Below are 21,049 nucleotides of genomic sequence, written 5' to 3' on the forward strand. Positions count from 1 at the left end.
GATCACGATGAAGCGAGAGCGTACCGCGTGCCCCTGACCGACCTCGCCGCGCGTGCCGGCTCCCTCGCCAAGTCCGTCACCGAGGCCACGCGCTCGCTCGCGGAGGCCTCGAACGACCTCCTGGTCCAGCCGACGGTGCGGCTCGGCGTCACGGGCCTCGCCCGGTCGGGCAAGACGGTGTTCACGACTGCGCTGGTGCACCAGCTCACCGGCCTCCACCCGCTGCCGGCGCTCCGCGCCTCGCAGGAGGGCAGGCTGCGCCGCGCCCGCCTGGTGCCGCAGCCCGACGACGCGGTGCCGCGCTTTCCCTACGAGGACCATTTCGCGGCGCTGACCGAGGCGCGGCGCTGGCCGCGCTCGACCGACCGGATCAGCCAGCTGCGCCTCGAGATTGATTACGAGCGCAGGAGCGGCTGGCGCACGGGACCTGCGAGCCTGATGGTCGACATCGTCGACTATCCGGGCGAGTGGCTGCTGGACCTCGCGCTGATCGAGCAGACCTACGAGGGCTGGTCGCGCGAGACGATCGCCGCCGCCGAGCGCCCCGGCCGGGCCGCGATGGCGGCGCCCTGGCTCGCCTCGCTGCGGGCGCTCGACCCGAACCAGCCCCTCGACGAGATCGTGGCCGAACGGGCGAGCGAGGCCTTCACCACCTACCTCGCCGCCGTGCGGGCCGGCCCGGAAGCGGTGGCGACGACGCCGCCCGGCCGCTTCCTGATGCCGGGCGACCTCGCCGGCTCGCCGGCGCTGACCTTCGCGCCTCTGCTCCTGAACGGCCCGGTCAACCCCGACAGCCTGGGCGGCCTGATGCAACGCCGCTTCGAGGCCTACAAGTTCCGGGTGGTGACGCCGTTCTTCCGCGACCACTTCCAGCGCATCGACCGGCAGATCGTGCTCGTCGACGTGCTGGCGGCGGTCGATGCCGGGGCGGCGGCCCTCGCCGAGCTGGAAGAGGCCCTCGACCGGGTGCTGATGAGCCTCAGGGTCGGGCGCAACACCCTCCTGTCGCGGTTCTTCGCGCCGCGGGCCGACCGGATCCTGTTCGCCGCCACCAAGGCCGACCACCTCCACCATACGAGCCACGACCGGCTCGACGCGCTCCTGCGTCTCCTCGTCGCCCGCTCGCTGCGGCGCACCGAGGCCGCCGGCGCCCATGTCAGCACCCAGGCGCTCGCCTCGGTGCGCTCGACCCGCGAGACGGTGGTGCATGACGGGCCGCACGCCTTCCGGGCGGTGGCCGGCACGCCGGAGGCGGGCGAGAGCATCGACGGCGAGACCTTCGACGGCGAGACCGAAGCGGCGATCTTTCCCGGCGAGCTGCCCGAGCGCCCGGACGCCGTGCTCGAAGGCGCGGTCGCGCCGGGCTCGCTCCGCTTCCCGCGCTTCCGCCCGCCCCTCGTCTCGCGCGACGCGCTCGGCCGCCCGGGCCGCCTGCCGCAGATCCGCCTCGACCGCGCCCTGAACTTCCTGATCGGCGACCGCCTCGCCTGAGGGTCCTGATGACCGACGCACCGAAGCCCCGCGCCTTCCGCCTGCCTCCCGCCGGCACGCAGGCCCCGACGGCCCCGCCGCCACCCGGCACCGAGACGGCCCTGCCCGACGGAATCCGGGTGGTGGAGGAGCCGTTCGAGATCGTCGAGGCCGCCGACGGCGTCGCCGTGCCGGTGGCGCCGCGCGCCCGCGCGCCCTGGGCCGCGATGCTGCTCTCGGCCCTCGGAGGGCTGGCCTCCCTCGGCATCGGCCTCGCGGTCGAGCGCCTGATCGCCGATCTCTTCTCCGCCGCGCCCTGGCTCGGCATCGTGGCCCTGGTGCTGCTGGCGGTCGCCGTGGTGGCGCTGCTCGCGATCGTCTGGCGCGAGGTGGCCGGGGTCCTGCGCGAGCGCCGGATCGAGGCCCTGCGCGAGGAGGCCCTCGACGCGCTGCGCTCCCGCGACCACAGCGCCGCGAAGAGCGTGGTGCGCAAGCTCTCCGGCCTCTATGCCGGGCGCCCGGCGGCGAGCGCCGCCCGCGCGCGGCTCGCCGCCCTCGACGACCAGATCCTCGACGTCGAGGACCGGATCGGCATCGCCGAGGCCGAGCTGCTGGCCTCCCTCGACCGCGCCGCCAAGGCGGCGGTGGCCGAGACCGCCAAGCAGGTCTCGGCGGTGACGGCGCTGAGCCCGCGGGCGATCGTCGATGTCGGCTTCGTGATCTTCGCAGGCGTCCGCCTCCTTCGCCGCATCGCCACGATCTACGGCGGCCGGCCCGGCCTGTTCGGCTTCCTGCGCCTCGCCCGGGCGGCGCTCGCCCATCTCGCCGTCACCGGCAGCGTCGCGGTCGGCGACAGCCTGGTGCAGTCGGTGCTGGGTCTGGGCGTCGCCGCGCGGATCTCGGCGAAGCTCGGGGAGGGCGTGCTGAACGGGTTGATGACGGCGCGGTTCGGGCTCGCGGCTCTGGCGGTGTGCCGGCCGCTGCCGTTCACCCGCGAGCCGGCGCCGCGGTTGGGGGACGTGGCGGGGGAGCTGTTGCGGGGTGGGGGTGATGGGGAGGAGCGGGACGGGCCGCGATAGAGCGACGTCCGGCAGGCCCCGCGTTTCGTCGTCATCCTCCCCTGGCCCGGGTCTCCGTCCGCTGACGCTTCAATCGTCCGGGAAAGGGGAAGGCCTGCGAAAATCGGCCGCTCGCTCATCACCCGAGAGCCCACCGACTCTTTCGGCTGCGAACCGCTCCCGCAGCCATGCCGCCGCCGGCCCGCACGGCCGCTGCTTGTGCCAGACCAGCTCCAGGGCGATCGGCCAGTCGCCCTGGTCGAACTGCAGATCCGGCGTGACGAGGTACGGCGCGGTGAGCGAGGCGGCGATGACGTGGTCGGTGACGAAGGCCCAGCCGATCCCGTGCTTCACCATCTCGAGGATCACCCAGTGGCTCTCCACCCACCACACCTCGGCCGCCACCCGCAGGCGGCGTTTCTCGGGGCCGTCGCTGCGGGCGGCGACGAGGATCTGGCGGTGGCGCTTCAGTTCCTCCCACTCCACCCGGGGCTTGTCGAGCGAACCCTTGGCGAGCGGGTGATCGCGGCCGCAGACGAGCTTGAGCGGGACCCAGCCGATGGTCTGGAAGCCGAGTTCCGTCGGCAAAACCTCCTGGCGCCACATCACGCCGAGATCGGCGGCGCCCGACTGCACCATGCGGCTGACATCCTCCATCAGCGGGAAGAGCAGCTCCAGCTCGACATGGGGGAAGGCCCGGGCGAACTCGGCGAAGAGGGCGCCGAGCGCGTGCTCGGGGTAGAGCTCGTCGATCGCGACGACCAGCCGGTGCTCGACCCGCTGCTCCAGGCTGCGCGCGACGCCGATCAGGTGCTCGCGCCGGTCGAGCACGACCCGCGCCTCGAGGAGCAGCCGCTCGCCGGCCGGGGTGAGGACCGGGTTGCGGCCGGCCCGGCTGAACAGGTCGAGCCCCAGATCCGCCTCGAGATTGGCCACCTGCATGCTGACGGCCGATTGCGCCTTGCGCAAGGCGCGGGCTGCGCCCGAGAACGACCCGGCCTCGGCCGCCGCCACGAAGGCCTGGAGCTGGTCGAGAGAGACCGCCACCTATCTGTTTCTCCGATATGTGCCAACTTGCAGGGCGCAGCATCGCCGATAGAACGCCGCGAACCAACCGGCTCTTTCGGGGACATCCCATGCGCAGCACCCGCGACCGCATCCGCCACGCCCTGCTGTTCGAGGTCATCGGCCTCGCGCTCATCATCCCGCTCGGAACCGCCCTGTTCGGGCTGCACACCTCCGAGATGGGCGTGATCGGCGTCGGCAGCGCCATCGCGGCGACGGTGTGGAACTACGTCTACAATCTGGGCTTCGACCGGGCGATGCAGCGGTTCCTCGGGCATACGCGCAAGAGTCTGCCCCTCCGCCTGGGCCACGCCGTGCTGTTCGAGGCCGGATTGCTGGTGATCCTGCTGCCGCCGATCGCCTGGTATCTCGGCATCGGCCTCGTCCAGGCCTTCGTGATGGATATCGCGATCGCCCTGTTCTACGTGGCCTACGCCTTCGTCTTCAACCTAGGGTACGACAGGGCGTTCCCGCTGAAGAGCTGGGGCGAGGTCGCGGCGCAGCCGTCGCGCTGACGCCGCCCGTCACAGGCTCGGCGGTTCGCCCCCGAATCCCATCGGCAACCCGACGTAATTCTCCGCGATCGCCGTCTGCGCCGCCTGCGATCCCCGGATATAGGCGAGCTCCGCCACCTGCATCCGGCGCGCGAAATCGTCCATCTCGGGGAAGCGGTGGGTGAGGCCGGTGAACCACCAGCTGAAGCGCTCGGCCTTCCACACCCGGGCGAGCGCCCGGGCCGAGTAGCCGTCGAGCCCGGACGCATCGCGCTCCGAATAGTGCTGGGTCAGCGCCTCGGCGAGCATCGCGACGTCGGAGACCGCGAGGTTCATGCCCTTGGCGCCCGTCGGCGGGACGATGTGAGCGGCGTCGCCGGCGAGGAACAGGCGGCCGTAAGCCATCGGCTCGGCGACGAAGCTGCGCAGGGGGGCGATGCTCTTCTCGAAGGACGGGCCGCGCACCAGCCCGGCGGAGGCCTGGGGCCCGAGCCGCGTCTCGACCTCGTCCCAGAACCGCTCGTCCGGCCAGTCCTCGATCCGCTCGTCGAGGCCGACCTGGACGTAGTAGCGGCTGCGGGTCGGCGAGCGCATGCTGGCGAGCGCGAAGCCGTTGGCGTGGTTGGCGTAGATCAGCTCGTGGTTGACCGGCGGCACCTCGGCCAGGATGCCGAGCCAGCCGAACGGGTAGACCCGCTCGTAGACCTTGAGCACGTCGGCGGGAATCGCCGCGCGGCCGACGCCGTGAAAGCCGTCGCAGGCGGCGACGAAGTCGCAGGCGAGGACCTGCGCGACGCCGTCCCTGGTGAACGCGACGCTCGGGCTCTCGCCGGCGAGGCCGTCGAGCCGCAGGTCCTCGGCCTCGAACACGATCGTCACGCCGCGGGGCTCGGCGGCGTCGAACAGGTCGCGCATCACCTCCTGCTGGCCGTAGACCGTGACGGCGGCGCCGCCGGTGAGCGCCGCCATGTCGACGCGGAAGATCTCGCCGTCATAGGCGAGGTTGGTGCCGGTATGGACCAGGCCCTCGGCCTTGAGACGCGCGTCGAGGCCGAGTTTCTCCATCAGCGCGACCGTGCCCTGTTCGAGCACGCCCGCCCGCACCCGGCCCTCGACGTAGTCGCGGGTGCGGCGCTCCAGCACCACCGCGTCGATCCCGGCCCGGGCCAGCAGATGGGCGAGGAACAGGCCGGCCGGGCCGGCGCCGATGATGGCGACCTGAGTGCGGATCTGGCTGGGCATGCGGCGTGTCCTTCCCTGGCGCCACCGTCTCGGCGATGGCTGCCCGTGGCGGAAAGGTGACCGGCGCCGCGCCGGTTGACGATGGACGGGACGTGGAAAAAGTTGGATTTTCCGAACACGCCCCGTTCGCGCGAGAGCCGGCCCGCGATGCGCCTCGACCCGCCCCAACTCCCTGCGGTGCCGCACTTCTTCCTCTACGGCGAGGCGCCGCGGGACACCGGCGACCGTTTCCTGCACCTCGAGGCCTTGGACGATCGCAGCCGGCCGAACCGCTGGACCATCCGGCCGCACGTCCATTCCGGCCTGCACCAGATCCTGCTGATCGCCGAAGGGACGGGGGAGATGCGGGCCGAGGCCGAGCGCCTGGCCTTCGCGGGGCCCTGCCTGCTGGTGGTGCCGGCCGGGACCGCCCACGGGTTCCGCTTCGCCGACGGCACGGTCGGGACTGTGCTGACCCTCTCGGCGCGCTACCTGCGCGACCTGTGCGGTCGCGAGCCGGAACTGGCGGCCCTGTTCGCCGGCCCCGCCTCGCTCGCCCTGCCGGAGCCGGGCCCGGTCGAGGAGGCGGTGGCCGAGCTCGCCAGGGAGCTCGCCTGGGCGGCGCCGGGGCGGCGCGGCGCGGTCGAGGCACAGCTGATGCTGCTGCTCGTCGCCGGCCTGCGGCGGCTCGCGGCCCTGCGGGCGCCCCCGGCCGCGCCGGGCCCGCAGGCGCTCCTCGCCGCACGGTTCCGCGACCTCGTCGAGGCGCATCACCGCCGCGAGCGGCCGCTCTCGGCCTATGCCGACGATCTCGGGGTGACCGAGGCGCGGCTGCGCGCCGCCTGCCGGGCGGTGGCGGGCATGAGCCCCGGGCGGATCATCCGCGAACGCCGGCTGATCGAGGCCAAGCGCAGCCTGCTCTATTCCGACCTCGGCATCGCCGAGATCGCCTACGGCCTGGGCTTCTCCGACCCGGCCTATTTCTCGCGCTTCTTCGCCAAGGGCACCGGGGAATGCCCGCGGGCGTTTCGCGACAGGCGCGGCGCGGACAGGGACGGGACGCGATGACGACGGAACGGAACGGGCTGACCCGGCAGGGATTCCTCGGCGGCGCGCTGGCGGCCGTCGCCCTCGGGGGCGGCGGGGCGGCCGCGCAGGAGCCCCGGCCGGCCGGGGCGCTGCACCGGCGGCCGATCCCGGCGAGCGGCGAAACGCTGCCGGTGATCGGGCTCGGCACCTGGCGCGGCTTCGACGTCGGCGAGGCGGCCGCCGAGCGGGCCCCCTTGCGCGAGGTGGTGGCGACGCTGCTCGATCGGGGCGGCCGGGTGATCGATTCCTCGCCGATGTACGGCCGAGCCGAGGCCGTCGCCGGCGACCTCGTGGCGGGGCTGGACGCCCGCGACCGCACCTTCCTCGCCACCAAGGTCTGGACCAGCGGGCGCGAGGCGGGCATCGCGCAGATGAACCGCTCGTTCCGGCTCCTGCGCACCGGGCGGCTCGACCTGATGCAGATCCACAACCTGCTCGACTGGCGCACCCACCTGCCGACCCTCCGGGCCTGGAAGGAGGAGGGCCGCATCCGCCACCTCGGCATCTCGCACTACACCGAGAGCGCCTACGACGCCGTCGAGGCGGTGCTGCGGGCCGAGCGGCTGGACTTTCTCCAGATCAACTACGCCCTCGACGACCGGGCGGCGGAGGAGCGCCTGCTGCCGCTCGCCGCCGAGCGCGGCGTGGCGGTGCTGGTCAACCGGCCCTTCGGCGGCGGCGGGCTCCTGCGCCGCCTCGCCCACCGGCCGCTGCCCGACTACGCGGCGGAGCTCGGCTGCGCCTCCTGGGGCGAGATCCTGCTGAAATTCGTGATCGGCCATCCGGCCGTGACCTGCGCGATCCCCGGCACCGCCGATCCCCGCCACATGGCGGAGAACCTGCGCGCCGGCACCGGCCCGCTGCCCGACGCGACCCTGCGCCGCCGCATGGCGGCGACGCTGCCGGCCTGAATCGAAGCTGAACGCTCTGGTCTCCGAAGTAGCTCGGCAGTATGGCGGCGGTGAAACTTGGCAGATCGCCCAGTCGATCCGGCGGCTGGGCGAATCTCCTCGCCATATTGCTGCCGTTCTGCCTGCGTTAATGATCCCCCATCCACATCGTTCCCATCCAGCGCACGACCGCGAGCGGTCGCGTCGCGGATGGTTGCGGATCGCCTCGCAGGATCCGCCGAGATCGACGTTCCAGATCGAAATCCAGGGGTCCCCATGCTCAAGTCGTCCGTCGCCGCCCTCGTCCTGTGCGCCGCCCTGCCGGCCAGCCTGCAGCCGGCGGCGGCGGAGGGGCGGGGCTTCAACGGCACCTGGTCGGTCCAGCTCGTCACCGAGTCGGGCCTGTGCGACAGCCGCTACTCCGTCTCGCTGGCGATCAACGAGGGCGACGTGCGAGTGGCCTCGGCGGGCGAGGGCGGCGCGACGGTGAGCGGGCGCATCGGGCAGGACGGCAATGTCGGGCTGACCGTCCGCCACGGCTCGGCCAGCGGCGCCGCCTCGGGCCGGCTCCAGGCCAATTCCGGCTCCGGCACCTGGAACGTGTCGTCGCTGTGCTCCGGCCGCTGGACCGCGCAGCGCCGCTCGACCCGGGTGGCGCAGGCGAGCTGATCCCGGCCCGGATCGCTGCAACAGGCAGCGACCCTCGTTACGATGCGCCCCCCTTGGCGCGGGCGCAGAACCGGCTCCAGTGCTGCGCGTGCACGGTGCTGATGATCCCCGAGGCCCAGACCAGGCGGCGGTCGGGCATCAGCGGGGCGTTGTGGCTCTCGAGGTGGTAGGTGCCGCGCTGCGAGCCGCGCAGGATCTTCTTCAGGAAGCGGTGCCCCTCCGCCGTCGCGACCGCGGCGTAGAGGTCGAGCAGGCGGTCCGGGCTCTCCCCGGCCTCGGCGCACAGCACCACGTCGTCGGGCTCGTATTTCGGATACATCGACAGGCCGGCGACCCGGAACGCGATCGTGCCGGGCGGCACCCCGAACGGCACCGTGATGCGGAAGAGATCGCCGTCCGGCCCGGGCTGCTCGTCCCCGGTCTCGATCAGGCCGCCGGCGCTGATCAACCCCTTCACGCCCACGACCATTCCCCCGGCTTGAGCGCCCTCGTCCGGCGCGTCGTCGTCGCCGAACAGCAACCCCTTGGCGCTCACCTCGACGCCGTCGCGCCGGAAGCGCGCGGCGTAGCGCTCGGCATCGTCCTGGCCGATGGTCCGGGTGCCGGCCTCGTGCGCCCGGTACGTGCTCTCCGGCCAGGCATTCTGCAGGGCGGCGTCCCGCGCCGAGCGGTAGCCGGCGGCGAGGCGCGCCTGCCGCAGCCGCTCGCCCTGCGCCGCCCGAACCCGGTTCTCTCCCGACTGAATCACCTCAGAGAAAATCCCCGACACTTGAGGTATTGAGCAAAGTCATTACATCATGTAGCAACCGCAGTCGCAAGGCCCGCGGCATGCAAGGCTGTTCGCGTCTGCCCCGCCCTGCGCCCGTCCCCAAGGACCCTACCCCAAGGGCATCCTTGCGCCGTATCCCTCGTTGCGGGAGTTCTCCGATGATCCACCGATTCCTCGCGCTCCGCCGCGGGCCGCCCGTCCGGTGGCGCGGCGGCGGAATGTGGACCCCCGACCCGGGCCCGGGACCGTCGCGGCCGCCCGGCGGCGAATCGCCGCAACGGGGAGGCCGCGCGTCGCAGACCCGTCGCGCCGCGCGCCGCTCCGGTGCAGGAGGGGCGGATGAAGGTTGCCCTGATCGTGCTCTGGACCCTCGCGGCGGGGGTCGGCCTGTTCCTGATGGTACGCGCCCGGATCATCCGCGCGACCGAGACGCTGACGCGGGAGGCCGCGCGCGAGGCGACCGGCACGCCGCCGGCCGGCGAGCCGCCTCCGGATCGTCCGGGCGCGGCCTGAACGCAGCGACGGCCCGGCGGCCGGGGAGGGCGGCGTGAGCCGTCCGAAGCGCCGCATCGCCCGCCGCCGCCGCGAGGCCCTGGCGCATGACCGTCCGCCGGCGGACCGCGCCGCCGAGATCCGCCGACGCCGGCGCCGCCGGGTCCGCCCCCCCCCGGACCGTGCTGGCGGCCGACCGGGTCTGGATGATCGCCGAGACGAAGCCGCGCTGGTCCGCCCGGGCCGCCCGCGACCTCGAGGCCGCCGGCATCGCCGCCTTCGACCCGCGGGAGGAGGTGGTGCTGACCTCGCACGCCGGCCGAAGCCGCACCGCCCGGATCCCGCTCCTCCACCGCACGATCTTCGTCGGCCTGCGGGACGATGCCGACCTCGCGCGGGTCGAGGACCATCCGGGCATCGACCGGATCCTGTTCCGCGACGGCCGCGCCGTCGTCGTGGCGCCGGCCGTGCTCCAGGGCTTCGCCGACGCGATCACCGGGCACGGACGCGACGGGGAAGGCGGCGACGCGGAGGCGGTGAGGGCGGTCTTGTTCGCCCTCGGCGACGGCGTGCGGGTGACCGACGGGCCGCTCAAGGCTCTCTGCGGCACGGTCGAGACGATCGATCCGCACCGGCGGCGCTACCGGGTCGCCCTGTCGCTGTTCGGACGCGAGACCCCGGTGACGCTCGACGAGGGACAGATCGAGCGCGAGTGACCGCATCCAGAAAGACGCGCCCCGCCGAAGAGAACATTTGACGAACATCGGCGGGGCGGGTACAAGGATCTCAGGTTATCCGGGTCTGCGGCCTGCCCTCGAGGGCGATGGCTGCTCGACTGCCCCGCGACGCGGGGATGTGTCCCCGGACCCGGCCCACGGCATCACCGAGGCGAAGGGCGGCTCGTGTCCGCGGGCCTCCAGCCGCCGGTTGGCCGCCCGACCCGTGCCGCGCTCTCCACTTTCCCAAAGAGGCGACATGGCCAAGACCGACGCCGGAACCGGCGCCAAGATGCACGGCAGGACGCACACCAAGGCGCACGCCAAGGCGCGGGCGGCCCGGCGCGTCGTCGACTGGGCGGGCATCGCGGCGGCCTACCGGGCCGAGCCGGGATCCGGGCCGGCCATCGCGTGCCGGTTCGGCGTCAGCCCGGCGACGTTGCGGCGCCGGGCGCGAGCGGAGGGGTGGGCGCGCGACGCGCCCGAGGGCCGGCCGGACCCCGCTCCCCCGGGCGCACCCCCGGTGAGCGAGTCCCTTCCGGGCGATTCTCCCTTGGGCGACGCTCTTTCCGGCGACGTTCTCGGCGGCCACCGCATCGTGGTGGCGCAGGGCGCGGCCCTCACCCTGCGGTTCCTCGACGACCTCCAGGCCGCCTCCGTCGAGGATCCCGCGCCCGACGACGGCAGCGAGGAGGGCGGGCTCGCCCGCGCGGCGATCCTGCAGAAGCGCGTCGCGGCGTTGCGCGACCTCGCCGCCGCGGCGCGGCTGTGGATCGCGCTCGAGCGCCAAGCCTGGGACCTCGACGGCAAGGGGGTGGGACTTCACCGTGACGACACCGCGCGCCCCGATCCCGACATCGCCCTGCGGCTCCTCGACGACGGCCAGCGGGCCCAGCTCCGGGCGATCGCCGAGCGTCTGGCTGAACGACCCGCCGGCCCTGCTGCGGGCCCTCGACCGGCTGGATAGCGAGGAGAGCCTGGCGGGCTTCGTGCGCCGGGCCTGGCCGGCGATCGAGCCGGGCGCCCCTTACGTCCATGGCTGGCACATCGATGCGGTGAGCGCCCATCTCGAGGCCGTCACCGCCGGCGAGATCACCCGGCTCCTGATCAACGTGCCGCCCGGCACGATGAAGAGCCTGCTCGCCGGCGTGTTCTGGCCGGCCTGGGAATGGGGCCCGAAGAACCGCCCCGCCCTCCGCACCGTCGCGGTCTCGCATACCGAGCGGCTGGCGCTCCGCGACAACCTGCGCACCCGGCGCCTGATCACCTCGCCCTGGTACCGGGCGCTGTGGGGCGAGCGGGTGCGGCTCACCCGCGACCAGAACCGCAAGGGCCGGTTCGAGACCACGGCGACCGGCCTGCGCGAGGCGGTCTCGGCCGGCTCGATCACCGGCTCGCGCGGCGACCGGGTGATCCTCGACGACCCGATCTCGGTCGAGGGCGCCAATTCCGAGCGGGTGCGCGAGGGGATCGCGCGGTGGTTCCTCGAAGCCGTGCCGACCCGCCTCAACGACCCCGTCCGCTCGGCCATCGTGGTGATCATGCAGCGGCTGCACGAGCGCGACCTGTCGGGCGTGATCCTGGCGAGGGACCTCGGCTACGAGCATCTGATGCTCCCGATGGAGTTCGAGCCGGAGCGCGCCTGCGCCACCCGGATCGGCTTCACGGATCCGCGCCGGGAGCCGGGCGAGCTCTTGTTCCCGGCCCGCTTCCCCCGCGCCGCGGTCGAGCGCGACACGGCCGCGATGGGCGAGTACGCGGCGGCCGGCCAGTACCAGCAGCGGCCGGCCCCCCGGGACGGCGGCCTGTTCAAGCGCGGCTGGTTCACCCTCGTGCGCGCCGTGCCCGCCGGCTGCGTCCAGGTGCGGGCCTGGGACCTCGCGGCGAGCGTGCCGCGGGCGGGGCGCCAGCCGGACTACACCGTCGGCGTGAAGCTCGCGCGCAGCCCCGACGGGCATCTCTACGTCGTCGACGTGCGCCGCGACCGGCTCTCGGCCGGCGGCGTCGAGCGGCTGATCCTGGCCACCGCCGCCGAGGACGGGCCGGCCTGCCGGATCTCGCTGCCGCAGGATCCGGGCCAGGCCGGCAAGGCGCAGGCGCAGTACCTCGTCTCGCGGCTCGCCGGCTACGACGCGCGGGCTTCACCTGAGAGCGGCGACAAGGCGACCCGCGCCGCGCCGGTCTCGGCCCAGGCCGAGGCCGGCAACCTGCACCTCGTCGCCGGTCCCTGGAACGGGACCTTCCTCGACGAGCTCTGCGCCTTCCCCAACGGCGCCTTCCTCGACCAGGTCGACGCCCTCTCGCGCGCCTTCTCGGCGCTGGCCCGGCCGGGATACGGCCTGCTCGGAGTCCTGTGATGTGGCTCGCCGACCGCCTCGCCAACCTCGTCTCCGGCCTCGGCGGCCCGCGGGACAAGAGCACCGGCAACCTGCACGTCCACGTGCCCCGTGCTCAGGCCGAGCTCGACGCCGCCTACCGGGACAACTGGCTCGCCCGCAAGGTCGTCGACATCGTGCCCTTCGACATGCTGCGCGAGTGGCGCGCCTGGCAGGCGCCGCCCGAGGTCGCGGCGGCGCTCGCGGCGAGCGAGGCGCGCCTGTCCCTGCGCGACCGCCTCTTGCGGGCCCTGCGGCTCGCCCGCCTGCACGGCGGCGCCGCGATCCTGATCGGCGACGGCGCGCCCGACCCGGCCCTGCCGCTCGATCCCGAGACGGTCGGGCAGGGGACCTTGCGCTACCTCCACGTCCTGCCCCGCGGCCGGATCCAGGCCGGTCCGATCGAGGGCGATCCGCTCTCGCCGTGGTTCGGCGAGCCCAAGGGCTACACGATCGCCGGCGGCCAGGCGGTGCACCCGTCCCGGGTGGTGCGCCTTCTCGGCGCGGCCCTGCCGGACGATGCCGTCAGCGACGGCTGGGGCGACAGCGTGCTCCAGGCGCTCCTCGAGGCGATCGACCAGGCGACGGCGGCCTCCGCCCACATCGCCGCGATGCTGCCCGAGGCCAAGCAGGACGTGATCTCGGTGCCGGGCCTGTCGCAGCACCTCTCGACCGAGGACGGCACCCGCCACCTCACCGAGCGCTTCGCCTACGCGGCGCGGATGAAGGGCCTGTTCGGGATGCTGCTGCTCGAAGGCGACGGCCGCTCGCCGGAGGGCGAGCGCTACCAGCAGAAGCAGCTCGACTTCTCCGGCCTGCCGGAGGTGGCGCGGCTCTTCCTCCAGGTCGCGGCGGGCGCCGCCGACATCCCGGTGACGCGGCTGCTCGGCCAGTCGCCGGCGGGCCTCAACGCCACCGGCGAATCCGATATCCGCAACTACCACGACCACGTCGCGGCCCGTCAGACCGTCGAGCTGACGCCTGCCATCGCCCGCCTCGACCGGCTCCTGATCCGCGACGCGCTCGGCCGCTCCGACCCCGCCCTGCGCTACGCCTGGCGGCCGCTGGCGCAGGCGAGCGAGCGCGAGAAGGCGGAGATCGGCCGCCTCAAGGCCGAGACCGCCGCGATGCTCGCCCGCGAGGGCGTAGTGCCTGCCGAGGCCCTCTCCCGCGGCGTCGAGGGCTGGCTCTGCGCCGCCGATCTCTTCCCCGGCATCGCCGCGGCCTTCGGCCGGCCGGCGGGCTGAAGCCGGGTTCCACCCCACTCCCGAGCGGGCCGACACGGTCACATCGCCGAACGAGACGCGGGTTCTCTCCTCTCCCCGCGGGCGGGGAGAGGGCTGCCGACCCCTTGTCGGGTCGGCAGCAAGCCCGAAGGGCGAGGGTGAGGGGGTATCTCCGAAAGAGCCTCCTCCGGCACCTCCCCCTCACCCTCGCTCCAGCTGCGCCTCCGCTCGTCACGGCCCCGACGAGGGGGCCGTGACCCTCTCCCCGCCCGCGGGGAGAGGAGAAATGCGCACGATTCGGCGTGTGACCCGACGAGCCCGACCGGGAGCGAGGCCTTCCCCCTCCCAACGCGAGAACCATCCCGATGCACATCTACGACAGGCTCAGCCTCGGCCCCGCGGCCGAGATCGCGGGCGCGCGCCCGCTCGGCAACGGCGCCCTGGTGGTGCAGGCCCGCGCGGCGCGGGCCGGCAACGTCCAGGTCTATCGCGGCGACGAGGTCGCCCGGCCGGACCTCGCGGAGGTCAGGATCTACCGCGACCCGGACGAGATCTTCCGGCCGGAGTCCTTGCGCAGCTTCGGCCACAAGCCCGTCACCCTCGACCACCCGCCCGAGGCGGTGACGCCGCGGACCTGGCGCGGGGTCGCGCGGGGCCATGTCGGCGACGAGGTGGTGCGCGACGGCGGGTTCGTCCGCATCCCGATGCTGCTCGCCGATTCCGCCGCCATCGCGGCGGTGCAGGGCGGTCGGCGCGAGGTCTCGGTCGGGTACACCTGCGACCTCGACTGGACCCCCGGCACCGCCCCGGACGGCAGCCCCTATGACGCGCGCCAGACGAAGGTGATCGTCGACCACGTCGCCATCGTGGCGCGGGGGCGCGCCGGGCCGGATTGCCGGATCGGCGACGCGGATCTCGGCCAGCGCCTCGCCGAGGCCGAGGCAAGGGCAGAAGCCGCCGAGACCGCTCTCGCCGAGCGTGACGGCGAGGTCGCGGCGCTCCGCGCCCGGGTGCCCGACGACGCCGCCCTCGACGCGCTGGCCGCCGAGCGCGGCGCCCTGGTGGCCGACGCCCGCCGGATCCTCGGCGACGCCTTCGATCCGACCGGCCTGACGCCGGACGCGATCCGGCGCGCGGCGGTCGCCCGGGCGCTCGGCGAGACGGAGGCCGCCGCCCTGAGCCCTGCGGCGGTCGAGGGCGCCTTCCGGGTGATCGCCGCCGGCCCGCGCCAGCCCGCCCCGCACCCCACGCCCGACCCACTGCGCGACGCCCTGAGCCGGCGCGCCGACGCCCCGACGCCCGAGGCGGCCCACGCCGCCATGGTCGAGACCCTCCGCAACGCCTGGAAGCCCGCAGGAGCCCGCTGATGCCCCCCGTCCAGACCAGCTATCCCGCCCGGCCCGCCGCCGCCTACGAGGGCATGGCCGCCGACCAGAACCCGACGACGATCGTGAGCCGCACCGTCGAGACCCCGGAGGGGATCGGCTTCGGCCGCGCCGTCTTCCAGGGCACCCGCGACGAGAGCATCGCCGCCGCGGGCGCGGTGTTCCGCGGCATCGCGCTCGCCGACCGCAACGCCCGGCCGTCCCCGGGCGGGGCCGACCTCTTCGCCAAGGGCGAGACCGCCCCGGTGATGACCTCCGGCGCGGTCTGGGTCGTCACGGCCTCGGCCGCGAGCGCGGGCAGCCCCGCCTACGTCACGCCCGCCGGCGCGATCACGGCCGCCGCCTCCGGCAACGCCCCGGTCCCGAACGCCCTGTTCGACACCTCCGCTCCCGCCGGCGGCCTCGTCCGCCTGCGCCTGAACTGACGAGAGGCTTACTCATGACCCGCACCCTTCTCGCCGACGCGCCCCGGGCGCTCGCCTTCCTGGTCAGCCAGCAGGCCTTCATCGAGCCGACCGTCTACCGCGCCCGGTACCCGGCGATCCGCTATCCGCGCCTCGTGCCGGTCGACACCGCGGCGCCCGAATGGGTGCCGACCGTGACCTACTTCTCGGTCGACCGGGTCGGCCAGGCGACCTGGGTCCACGGCGCCGCCGCCGACGTGCCGAAGGTCGAGCTCACGCGCCGCCAGCACGAGACCGCCGTCGCCATGGCGGGCATCGGCTACGGCTACGACCTGGAGGAGCTCGGCAAGGCCCAGCTGCTGGGCATGAATCTCGACGCCGACAAGGCCGATGCGGCGCGGCTGGCCTCGGAGGAGTTCATCGACCAGGTCGCGCTGTTCGGCGATCCCGCCAAGGGCTTCTCCGGCCTCCTCAACCACCCGGGCGTCACGGTCGGCAGCGCAGCGGCGACAGGGGCGAACGGCAGCACCGCCTGGGCGCAGAAGACGCCGGAGCAGATCCTCGCCGACGTCAACGGCCAGTTGATCGGCATCTTCACCGGCTCGAACACCGTCGAGATGGCCGACACCCTGCTGCTGCCCTACGAGCAGATGCTCGGCATCGGGCTTCGCCGCCTCGACGGGATCAGCCCGCTCACCCTGCTCGACTGGATCCGGCGCCACAACGTCTACACCCTGGAGACCGGCCAGGAGCTCACGGTCTACGGCGTGCGGGCGCTCGAGACCGCCGGCACCGGCGGCACCGCCCGCCTCGTCGCCTATCGCCGCGACCCCTCGGTGCTGAAGCTGTGGCTGCCGATGCCGTTCCGGTTCTTCCCGGCCTGGCAGACCGGCCCGTGGCGCTTCGAGGTGCCGGGCGCCTTCCGGCTCGGCGGCCTCGACATCCGCCGCCCCGCCGCCTGCCGCTACCTCGACGGCATCTAGGGGAGGCTTCGCGCATGATGCGGGTGACGAACCACGCCGCCGGCCCCCGGCTGGTCTGGCCGAAGGGCGCGCGGACGCCCCGGCTGCTCGTGCCCGGCGAGAGCGCGGTGATCGCGCTGCCCGACCGGACGGATCCCTGCCTCGCCGCCTGGGCGGCGGCGGGGGAGATGCGGATCGAGGCGGCGGAGCCCGGCGAGGACCCACCGCAGCAGGATCCGCGGCAGAATCCACGGCCCGAGCGCCGCCGCGGCCGCGAGCGGCCGCCCTTCGGCGGGGAGGCGTGAGATGGCCGATCCCACGCCCGCCGCCTTCCGGGCCCGCTTCCCGGCCTTCGCCTCCGTCCCCGACGCCGCGGTTGCAGGCGCGCTCGCGGAGGCCGCCCCCCGGATCGGCGCCGCCTGGCCCGAGGCGGACGCGACCCTCGGGCGGATGCTCCACGCCGCCCACACCCTGACCCTCGACGGGCAGGGCGGCCCGGAAGCCGAGCTCGCCCGGGCGGGCGCCCTCGACCTCAAGGGCTTTCGCAGCGGCAGCCTCCACCTCGAACGGCGCGACCCGCCGGCCGAGGCGCTGCCCGGCACGCTCGGGCTCACCTCCTACGGGCGGCGCTTCCACGAGGTGCTGCGCCGCAACGGCATCGGCGTGGCGGTGGTGTGATGGGCCTCCTCGACGGACTCGGCCGCCATCTCGGGGGGGTTTTCGCCCCCCTGTTCGACGAGGCGGTCCTGCACCGGATCGGCCCGGACGGCGCCTCCTCGGACGTGCCCGTCCGGGCCCGGATCGACGGCGCCCGGGAGGCCCCCGAGGAGCCGGGGCTGCCGGGCCGCCTGGTGCGGATGACCGTGCTGACGCCGGGCCTTCCCCCGAACCCCGACGACGAGATCACCCTGGCGGGGACCCGCCACCGCATCGTCGCGGTGGAGACCGACCCCGCCGGCAGCCACGCCCTCATCCAGGGGAGACCGCTGTGAACCAGAGAGCCGAGACCGGCCCGCTCCAGGCCCGGCTCGCCCGCCTCGCCCGGGCCGGCGGCGACGCCGCCCGGGCCCGGGCGCGGGAGGCGGCGAACGCCCTCGCCGCCGAGATCGCGAAAGACCCAGCCGACGGGCGCGCCGAGGCGGCGCAGACGCCCGACGGCGCCGTCGTCGCGGTCGAGGCGCCGGGCCTGATCGCCCGGGAATTCGGCACCGCGACGCGGGCCGCCCGGCCGGTGATCGGGCCGGCCGTCGCGCACCTGACGGGGAGGGCGTGATGGCCGTCCTCGACCTGTCGCCCCAGCTCCTGCGGGCGGTCCGCACCCGCCTGCTGGCCGATCCGGCCCTGCGCCCCCTCGTCGGCAACCGGGTGCGCGAGGTGGCGAGCGCCCGCGAGGAATGGCCGTTCCTGCGCGTCGATCCGCCGGAGGTCGGCCCCTACGAGGCGCAAGGGTGGCGCGGCTGCACCTGCCGCCTGACCGTCCACGCCTTCCTGCGCGGCGCCCGGGACCTGCGGCCGGTGCAGGAGCTGCTCGCCGCGATCGCCGCCGCCCTCGACGAGGCCGACCTGGCGCTGACCCGCGGCGAGCTCCTGTGGCTGTCGCACGAGCGCAGCCTGGTCCTGCCGGAGCCCCTCGGGCCCGGCTCCTGGCACGGCGTCGCCCGCTTCGCCGCCGTCGCCGCGGAAACTGTCTGATCCTCTCCCTCGGAGTCGCCCCCCATGGCCCAGCCCACCACCCTGCCGTTCTCCGCCATCGCCGTGAAGCTCGAGAGCCCGACCAAGGCCGGCACCTTCGAGGCGCCCTGCGGCCTCACCGAGCGCGCGGCGCAATTCACCAAGGAGACCAACGCTTCGGTCGTGCCCGATTGCGCCAACGAGGATGCCGCGCCCTTCGTCGACCGGTTCGCGGTGTCGAAGTCGGTCGCGGTCTCCGGCAAAGGCGTGATGGCGCGCCAGAGCATCGCCCGCTGGCGCGCCGCCTTCGACTCCGACGCGCCGGTGCGCGCCCGGGTCGAGGTGAGCGGCGCCGGAACGGAGGGCGGCGGCACCTGGGAGGGGCTGTTCCACCTCACCAGCTTCGAGGTCGGGGCCGTGCGGGCGAGCGCTGCACCGTCTCGGTGGCCCTGCAATCGACCGGGGCGGTGCCGTTCACCGCGGCGGCGTGAGGCGGATCATGAGCCGCGACGGCCATATCGACCTCGACCTGAACGGGACGACCCACCGCTTCCGCCTCGCCATCGGCGACCTCGAGGCGCTGCAGGAGGCGACGGGGGCGGGGCCCGCCGACCTGCTGCACCGCTTCCATGCCGGCCGGCTCTACCGGTTCCGCGACGTGCGCGACGTGCTGCGCCTCGGCCTGATCGGCGGCGGCACCCCGGTGCCGCAGGCCCACGCCGTCGCCGGAAGCCTCGACGGGCAGCCCTGCATCCCGCTGATCGCCAAGGCCGCCCTGGTGCTGGCGGCGGGCCTCGAGGGCGCCGATGACGAGCGGGTCGGCCGACCGGCCGGCGCTGCGGGCCCCGGGGGGCGGATCGCCTTCGCGGCGTTCTACGGCGCCGCCGCCGCCATGGGCCTGCCCGCCGCCGACATGCGGGCGATGAGCCTGTGGCAGCTCGCCGCCTACATCGACGGCTTCAACCGCGCCCGCGACCCGGACGCCGCCGACGCCCCGACCCCGCAGGAGGAGGACGCGCTCTGGGCCTGGCTCCGGAACGCGCCGGATGACGGATCGCCCGCATGACGACCGAGATCGAGCGCCTGGTGGTCTCCCTGGAGGCCAATGTCGAGGCCTACGAGCGCGAGCTCGCCCGGGCCGGCCCGCTCGCCGAGCGGGCGATGTCGCAAGCCGAGCGCGCGGTCGAGGCCGGATCCGCGCGCATCGCCGCCGCGATGGCGCGGGCCGGCGCCGAGGTGCGCGACGAGCTCGCCCGCATGGCCGCGCCGGAGGCCCTTGGCCGGCTCCAGCGCGCGATGGAGCAGGTCGGCACGGTCCCGGCCGGCGACGGCGCCGCCCTGAGGCGGGTCGACGACGCGGTCGGAAGCCTGACCGCCCGGCTCGGCGAGGCCGGCTCCGCCTCGCGCGAGGCGGTGGCGGGGTTCGAGGCGGTGGCGGGTGCGGTCGGCGGGATCGCGGACAGGATCCCGGCCGCCGCCGACCTCGTCGCCGATCTCGGCCGGCGGGTGAAGGCGGCCGCCGACGAGGGCGCGGCGATCCGCGCCCGGATCGCCGACGCCTTCGCGATCAGCGACGCCGCCCCCCGCGGCAGCCTCGCCCCGGCCGCACCGGCCGCCTCCGCTGCCCAGCCGACGCGGGCACCCGTTCGGTCGCCGGCGGGGCCCGCCACGGCCGCGGAGCCGGAGGACGATGCGTTCCGCGACGAGGTCGCCCGCCTCACCCGGCGCACCGGCCTCCTGAAGATCGAGGCCGACGCGGTCGGCCGCGAGGAGGGCGCCACCGCGAAGGCCGAGGCGGCGTTCCGCCTGCTGGAGGCGGCCAAGAAGGCCGACCTCGCGGTGACGCCGGCGTTGCGCGAGGAGGTCGACCGGGTGGCGGAGGCCTACGGTGCGGCGACCGCCCAGGTGGAACGGGCGGAGGCCGCACAGCGCGCCGCCCAATCCGCCTCGCGGGAACTGGGCTCGGCGCTCGCCGACAGCTTCAAGGGCGCGATCCTGCACGGCGAGCGCCTGACCACCGTCGTCGCGAGGCTCGCCACCACGCTCGCGAGCCGCGGGCTCGACCGGGCCTTCGACGGCCTGTTCGGCCGCGGCAGCCCCGGCGGCGACCTGATCGGCGACGCCCTCGGCTCGCTCGGCCTGACCCAGAACCCGACCGGTCGCGCCGCCGGCGGCCCCGTGACGCCGGGCGTCGCCTACACGGTCGGCGAGAGCGGGCGCGAGACCTTCGTACCGCTCCAGCCCGGACGCATCCTGCCGGCGGCGCACGGCGTCGCCCCGCAAGCCGCCGCGCCGAATGTCCAGGTCTCGGTCTCGATCGCCACCGCGGACGCCCCGAGCTTCCACCGCTCGGAGGCGCAGGTCAGCGCCGCCCTGGCCCGGGCGGTGCAGCGCGGCCTGAGGGGCCTGTGAGAGCCGGGCCTTCGAGAACAGCATCGGGAGCCCGTGAGCCATGCCGAGCCCCTTCCACGAGGTGCGCTTCCCCCTCGCCCTGTCCTACGGCTCCCGCGGCGGGCCTGAGCGGCGCACCGAGGTCGTCACCCTCGGCTCCGGCGACGAGGAGAGGAACAGCCTCTGGCGCCACTCGCGGCGCCGCTACGATGCGGGCCCGGCCCTGCGCACGGCCGAGGACGTCGCCGTGCTGATCGCCTTCTTCGAGGAGCGCCGCGGGCCCCTCTACGGCTTCCGCTGGCGCGACACCTTCGACCACTCGTCCGCCGCCCCCGGCCAGGCGCCTGCGCCCACCGACCAGCGCCTCGGCACCGGCGACGGCACCACCCGGGCCTTCCCACTCGCGAAGACCTACGGCGGCGCCTTCGCGCCCTATGCCCGTCCGATCACCAAGCCGATCGCCGGCTCGGTCGCGGTCGCGGTCGGGGGTGTGGCGCTCGCCGGCACCGCCTTCGCGCTCGATGCCACGACCGGCCTCGTCACCCTCGAGGCCGCCCCCGCCTCCGGGGCGGTCGTCACCGCGGGCTTCCTGTTCGACGTGCCGGTGCGCTTCGCCACCGACCGCATCGAGATCGACCACCAGGCCCTGCGCGCCGGCGTGGTCGCCGACATCCCGATCCTCGAGATCCGCCGGTAGACGCC

25 protein-coding genes and 1 pseudogene are annotated in these 21,049 nt (G+C 74.6%); 23 read left to right on the forward strand and 3 right to left on the reverse strand.

The window, feature by feature from the left end:
* The first annotated feature begins 27 nt into the window (after positions 1–27).
* On the forward strand, positions 28–1,491 hold the full coding sequence (locus A5481_RS18360) for a YcjX family GTP-binding protein (RefSeq protein WP_048437237.1): 1,464 nt from the start codon (positions 28–30) through the stop codon (positions 1,489–1,491).
* Positions 1,492–1,499: 8 nt separating this feature from the next.
* A complete protein-coding gene (locus A5481_RS18365) occupies positions 1,500–2,549 on the forward strand; it encodes a TIGR01620 family protein (RefSeq protein ID WP_064504131.1) in 1,050 nt (349 codons plus the stop codon).
* 69 nt (positions 2,550–2,618) lie between these two features.
* On the opposite strand, the gene A5481_RS18370 is transcribed toward A5481_RS18365, so the two are convergent.
* Complete coding sequence (locus A5481_RS18370; protein WP_048437508.1) at positions 2,619–3,575, reverse strand: LysR family transcriptional regulator; 957 nt, start codon at positions 3,573–3,575, stop codon at positions 2,619–2,621.
* Positions 3,576–3,664: 89 nt separating this feature from the next.
* Between A5481_RS18370 and A5481_RS18375 the strand changes: the two genes are divergently transcribed.
* Positions 3,665–4,108, forward strand: coding sequence for a PACE efflux transporter (locus tag A5481_RS18375; protein WP_048437507.1), 444 nt, complete (start codon positions 3,665–3,667; stop codon positions 4,106–4,108).
* A 9-nt stretch (positions 4,109–4,117) separates the two neighbouring features.
* On the opposite strand, the gene pobA is transcribed toward A5481_RS18375, so the two are convergent.
* Positions 4,118–5,317, reverse strand: a complete 1,200-nt coding sequence (gene pobA / locus A5481_RS18380) for a 4-hydroxybenzoate 3-monooxygenase (RefSeq protein WP_048437509.1) — start codon at positions 5,315–5,317, stop codon at positions 4,118–4,120.
* Between the two features lie 114 nt (positions 5,318–5,431).
* Here pobA and A5481_RS18385 point away from each other — a divergent pair, with 114 nt between their 5' ends.
* The 3 genes from A5481_RS18385 to A5481_RS18395 all read left to right on the forward strand — a co-directional run bounded on the left by A5481_RS18385 (position 5,432) and on the right by A5481_RS18395 (position 7,956).
* A complete protein-coding gene (locus A5481_RS18385) occupies positions 5,432–6,376 on the forward strand; it encodes a helix-turn-helix domain-containing protein (protein ID WP_245239251.1) in 945 nt (314 codons plus the stop codon).
* Positions 6,373–7,308, forward strand: coding sequence for an aldo/keto reductase (locus A5481_RS18390; protein WP_064504133.1), 936 nt, complete (start codon positions 6,373–6,375; stop codon positions 7,306–7,308). Before A5481_RS18385 ends, A5481_RS18390 begins: the two co-directional genes overlap by 4 nt.
* A gap of 255 nt (positions 7,309–7,563) precedes the next feature.
* Complete coding sequence (locus A5481_RS18395; RefSeq protein ID WP_048437540.1) at positions 7,564–7,956, forward strand: hypothetical protein; 393 nt, start codon at positions 7,564–7,566, stop codon at positions 7,954–7,956.
* A 37-nt stretch (positions 7,957–7,993) separates the two neighbouring features.
* Here the strand turns inward: A5481_RS18395 and A5481_RS18400 are convergent, their stop codons facing one another.
* The gene (locus A5481_RS18400) at positions 7,994–8,704 is read right to left on the reverse strand and encodes a LexA family transcriptional regulator (protein ID WP_245239259.1); all 711 of its coding nucleotides are present in this window, start codon (positions 8,702–8,704) and stop codon (positions 7,994–7,996) included.
* Positions 8,705–9,064: 360 nt separating this feature from the next.
* On the opposite strand from A5481_RS18400, the gene A5481_RS33685 reads away from it, so the two are divergent.
* The 17 genes and pseudogenes from A5481_RS33685 to A5481_RS18475 all read left to right on the forward strand — a co-directional run bounded on the left by A5481_RS33685 (position 9,065) and on the right by A5481_RS18475 (position 21,044).
* Positions 9,065–9,238 (forward strand): hypothetical protein, encoded by a 174-nt coding sequence (locus A5481_RS33685; protein ID WP_156312205.1) that lies wholly within the window; start codon positions 9,065–9,067, stop codon positions 9,236–9,238.
* 86 nt (positions 9,239–9,324) lie between these two features.
* Positions 9,325–9,933, forward strand: a complete 609-nt coding sequence (gene nusG / locus A5481_RS18405; protein WP_245239257.1) for a transcription termination/antitermination protein NusG — start codon at positions 9,325–9,327, stop codon at positions 9,931–9,933.
* Positions 9,934–10,192: 259 nt separating this feature from the next.
* Positions 10,193–10,900 carry a hypothetical protein gene (locus A5481_RS18410; protein WP_053082625.1) on the forward strand — a complete coding sequence of 236 codons (708 nt, stop codon included), beginning with the start codon at positions 10,193–10,195 and terminating at the stop codon, positions 10,898–10,900.
* On the forward strand, positions 10,854–12,290 hold the full coding sequence (gene terL / locus A5481_RS18415; protein WP_245239261.1) for a phage terminase large subunit: 1,437 nt from the start codon (positions 10,854–10,856) through the stop codon (positions 12,288–12,290). Before A5481_RS18410 ends, terL begins: the two co-directional genes overlap by 47 nt.
* Positions 12,290–13,555: a DUF1073 domain-containing protein gene (locus tag A5481_RS18420; RefSeq protein WP_048437538.1), complete on the forward strand. Its 1,266-nt coding sequence runs from the start codon at positions 12,290–12,292 to the stop codon at positions 13,553–13,555. Before terL ends, A5481_RS18420 begins: the two co-directional genes overlap by 1 nt.
* 344 nt (positions 13,556–13,899) lie before the next feature.
* The gene (locus tag A5481_RS18425) at positions 13,900–14,901 is read left to right on the forward strand and encodes a DUF2213 domain-containing protein (RefSeq protein WP_064504136.1); all 1,002 of its coding nucleotides are present in this window, start codon (positions 13,900–13,902) and stop codon (positions 14,899–14,901) included.
* On the forward strand, positions 14,901–15,344 hold the full coding sequence (locus A5481_RS18430) for a structural cement protein Gp24 (protein ID WP_048432437.1): 444 nt from the start codon (positions 14,901–14,903) through the stop codon (positions 15,342–15,344). Before A5481_RS18425 ends, A5481_RS18430 begins: the two co-directional genes overlap by 1 nt.
* A gap of 14 nt (positions 15,345–15,358) precedes the next feature.
* Complete coding sequence (locus A5481_RS18435) at positions 15,359–16,306, forward strand: DUF2184 domain-containing protein (RefSeq protein WP_048432438.1); 948 nt, start codon at positions 15,359–15,361, stop codon at positions 16,304–16,306.
* A 14-nt stretch (positions 16,307–16,320) separates the two neighbouring features.
* Positions 16,321–16,590 carry a hypothetical protein gene (locus tag A5481_RS18440; protein WP_048432439.1) on the forward strand — a complete coding sequence of 90 codons (270 nt, stop codon included), beginning with the start codon at positions 16,321–16,323 and terminating at the stop codon, positions 16,588–16,590.
* 1 nt (position 16,591) lies between these two features.
* Positions 16,592–16,963 carry a DUF4054 domain-containing protein gene (locus A5481_RS18445; protein ID WP_048432440.1) on the forward strand — a complete coding sequence of 124 codons (372 nt, stop codon included), beginning with the start codon at positions 16,592–16,594 and terminating at the stop codon, positions 16,961–16,963.
* Entirely contained in the window at positions 16,963–17,277 is a 315-nt protein-coding gene (locus A5481_RS18450) for a hypothetical protein (RefSeq protein ID WP_048432461.1), read from the forward strand. Before A5481_RS18445 ends, A5481_RS18450 begins: the two co-directional genes overlap by 1 nt.
* Complete coding sequence (locus A5481_RS18455) at positions 17,274–17,558, forward strand: hypothetical protein (protein ID WP_048432441.1); 285 nt, start codon at positions 17,274–17,276, stop codon at positions 17,556–17,558. The genes A5481_RS18450 and A5481_RS18455 overlap by 4 nt, the downstream gene beginning before the upstream one ends.
* Complete coding sequence (locus A5481_RS18460; protein WP_048432442.1) at positions 17,558–17,977, forward strand: DUF3168 domain-containing protein; 420 nt, start codon at positions 17,558–17,560, stop codon at positions 17,975–17,977. Before A5481_RS18455 ends, A5481_RS18460 begins: the two co-directional genes overlap by 1 nt.
* Positions 17,978–18,001: 24 nt before the next feature.
* A pseudogene (locus A5481_RS32600) lies at positions 18,002–18,310 on the forward strand (phage tail tube protein); the annotation flags it as partial.
* A 145-nt stretch (positions 18,311–18,455) separates the two neighbouring features.
* Positions 18,456–19,022, forward strand: coding sequence for a gene transfer agent family protein (locus tag A5481_RS18465; RefSeq protein ID WP_048432443.1), 567 nt, complete (start codon positions 18,456–18,458; stop codon positions 19,020–19,022).
* A complete protein-coding gene (locus A5481_RS18470; protein WP_082172967.1) occupies positions 19,019–20,368 on the forward strand; it encodes a phage tail tape measure family protein in 1,350 nt (449 codons plus the stop codon). Before A5481_RS18465 ends, A5481_RS18470 begins: the two co-directional genes overlap by 4 nt.
* Positions 20,369–20,408: 40 nt before the next feature.
* A complete protein-coding gene (locus tag A5481_RS18475) occupies positions 20,409–21,044 on the forward strand; it encodes a DUF2460 domain-containing protein (protein WP_048432444.1) in 636 nt (211 codons plus the stop codon).
* Positions 21,045–21,049 lie beyond the last annotated feature (5 nt).

This window comes from Methylobacterium platani, assembly GCF_001653715.1.
Taxonomy (GTDB): Bacteria; Pseudomonadota; Alphaproteobacteria; order Rhizobiales; family Beijerinckiaceae; genus Methylobacterium; species Methylobacterium platani.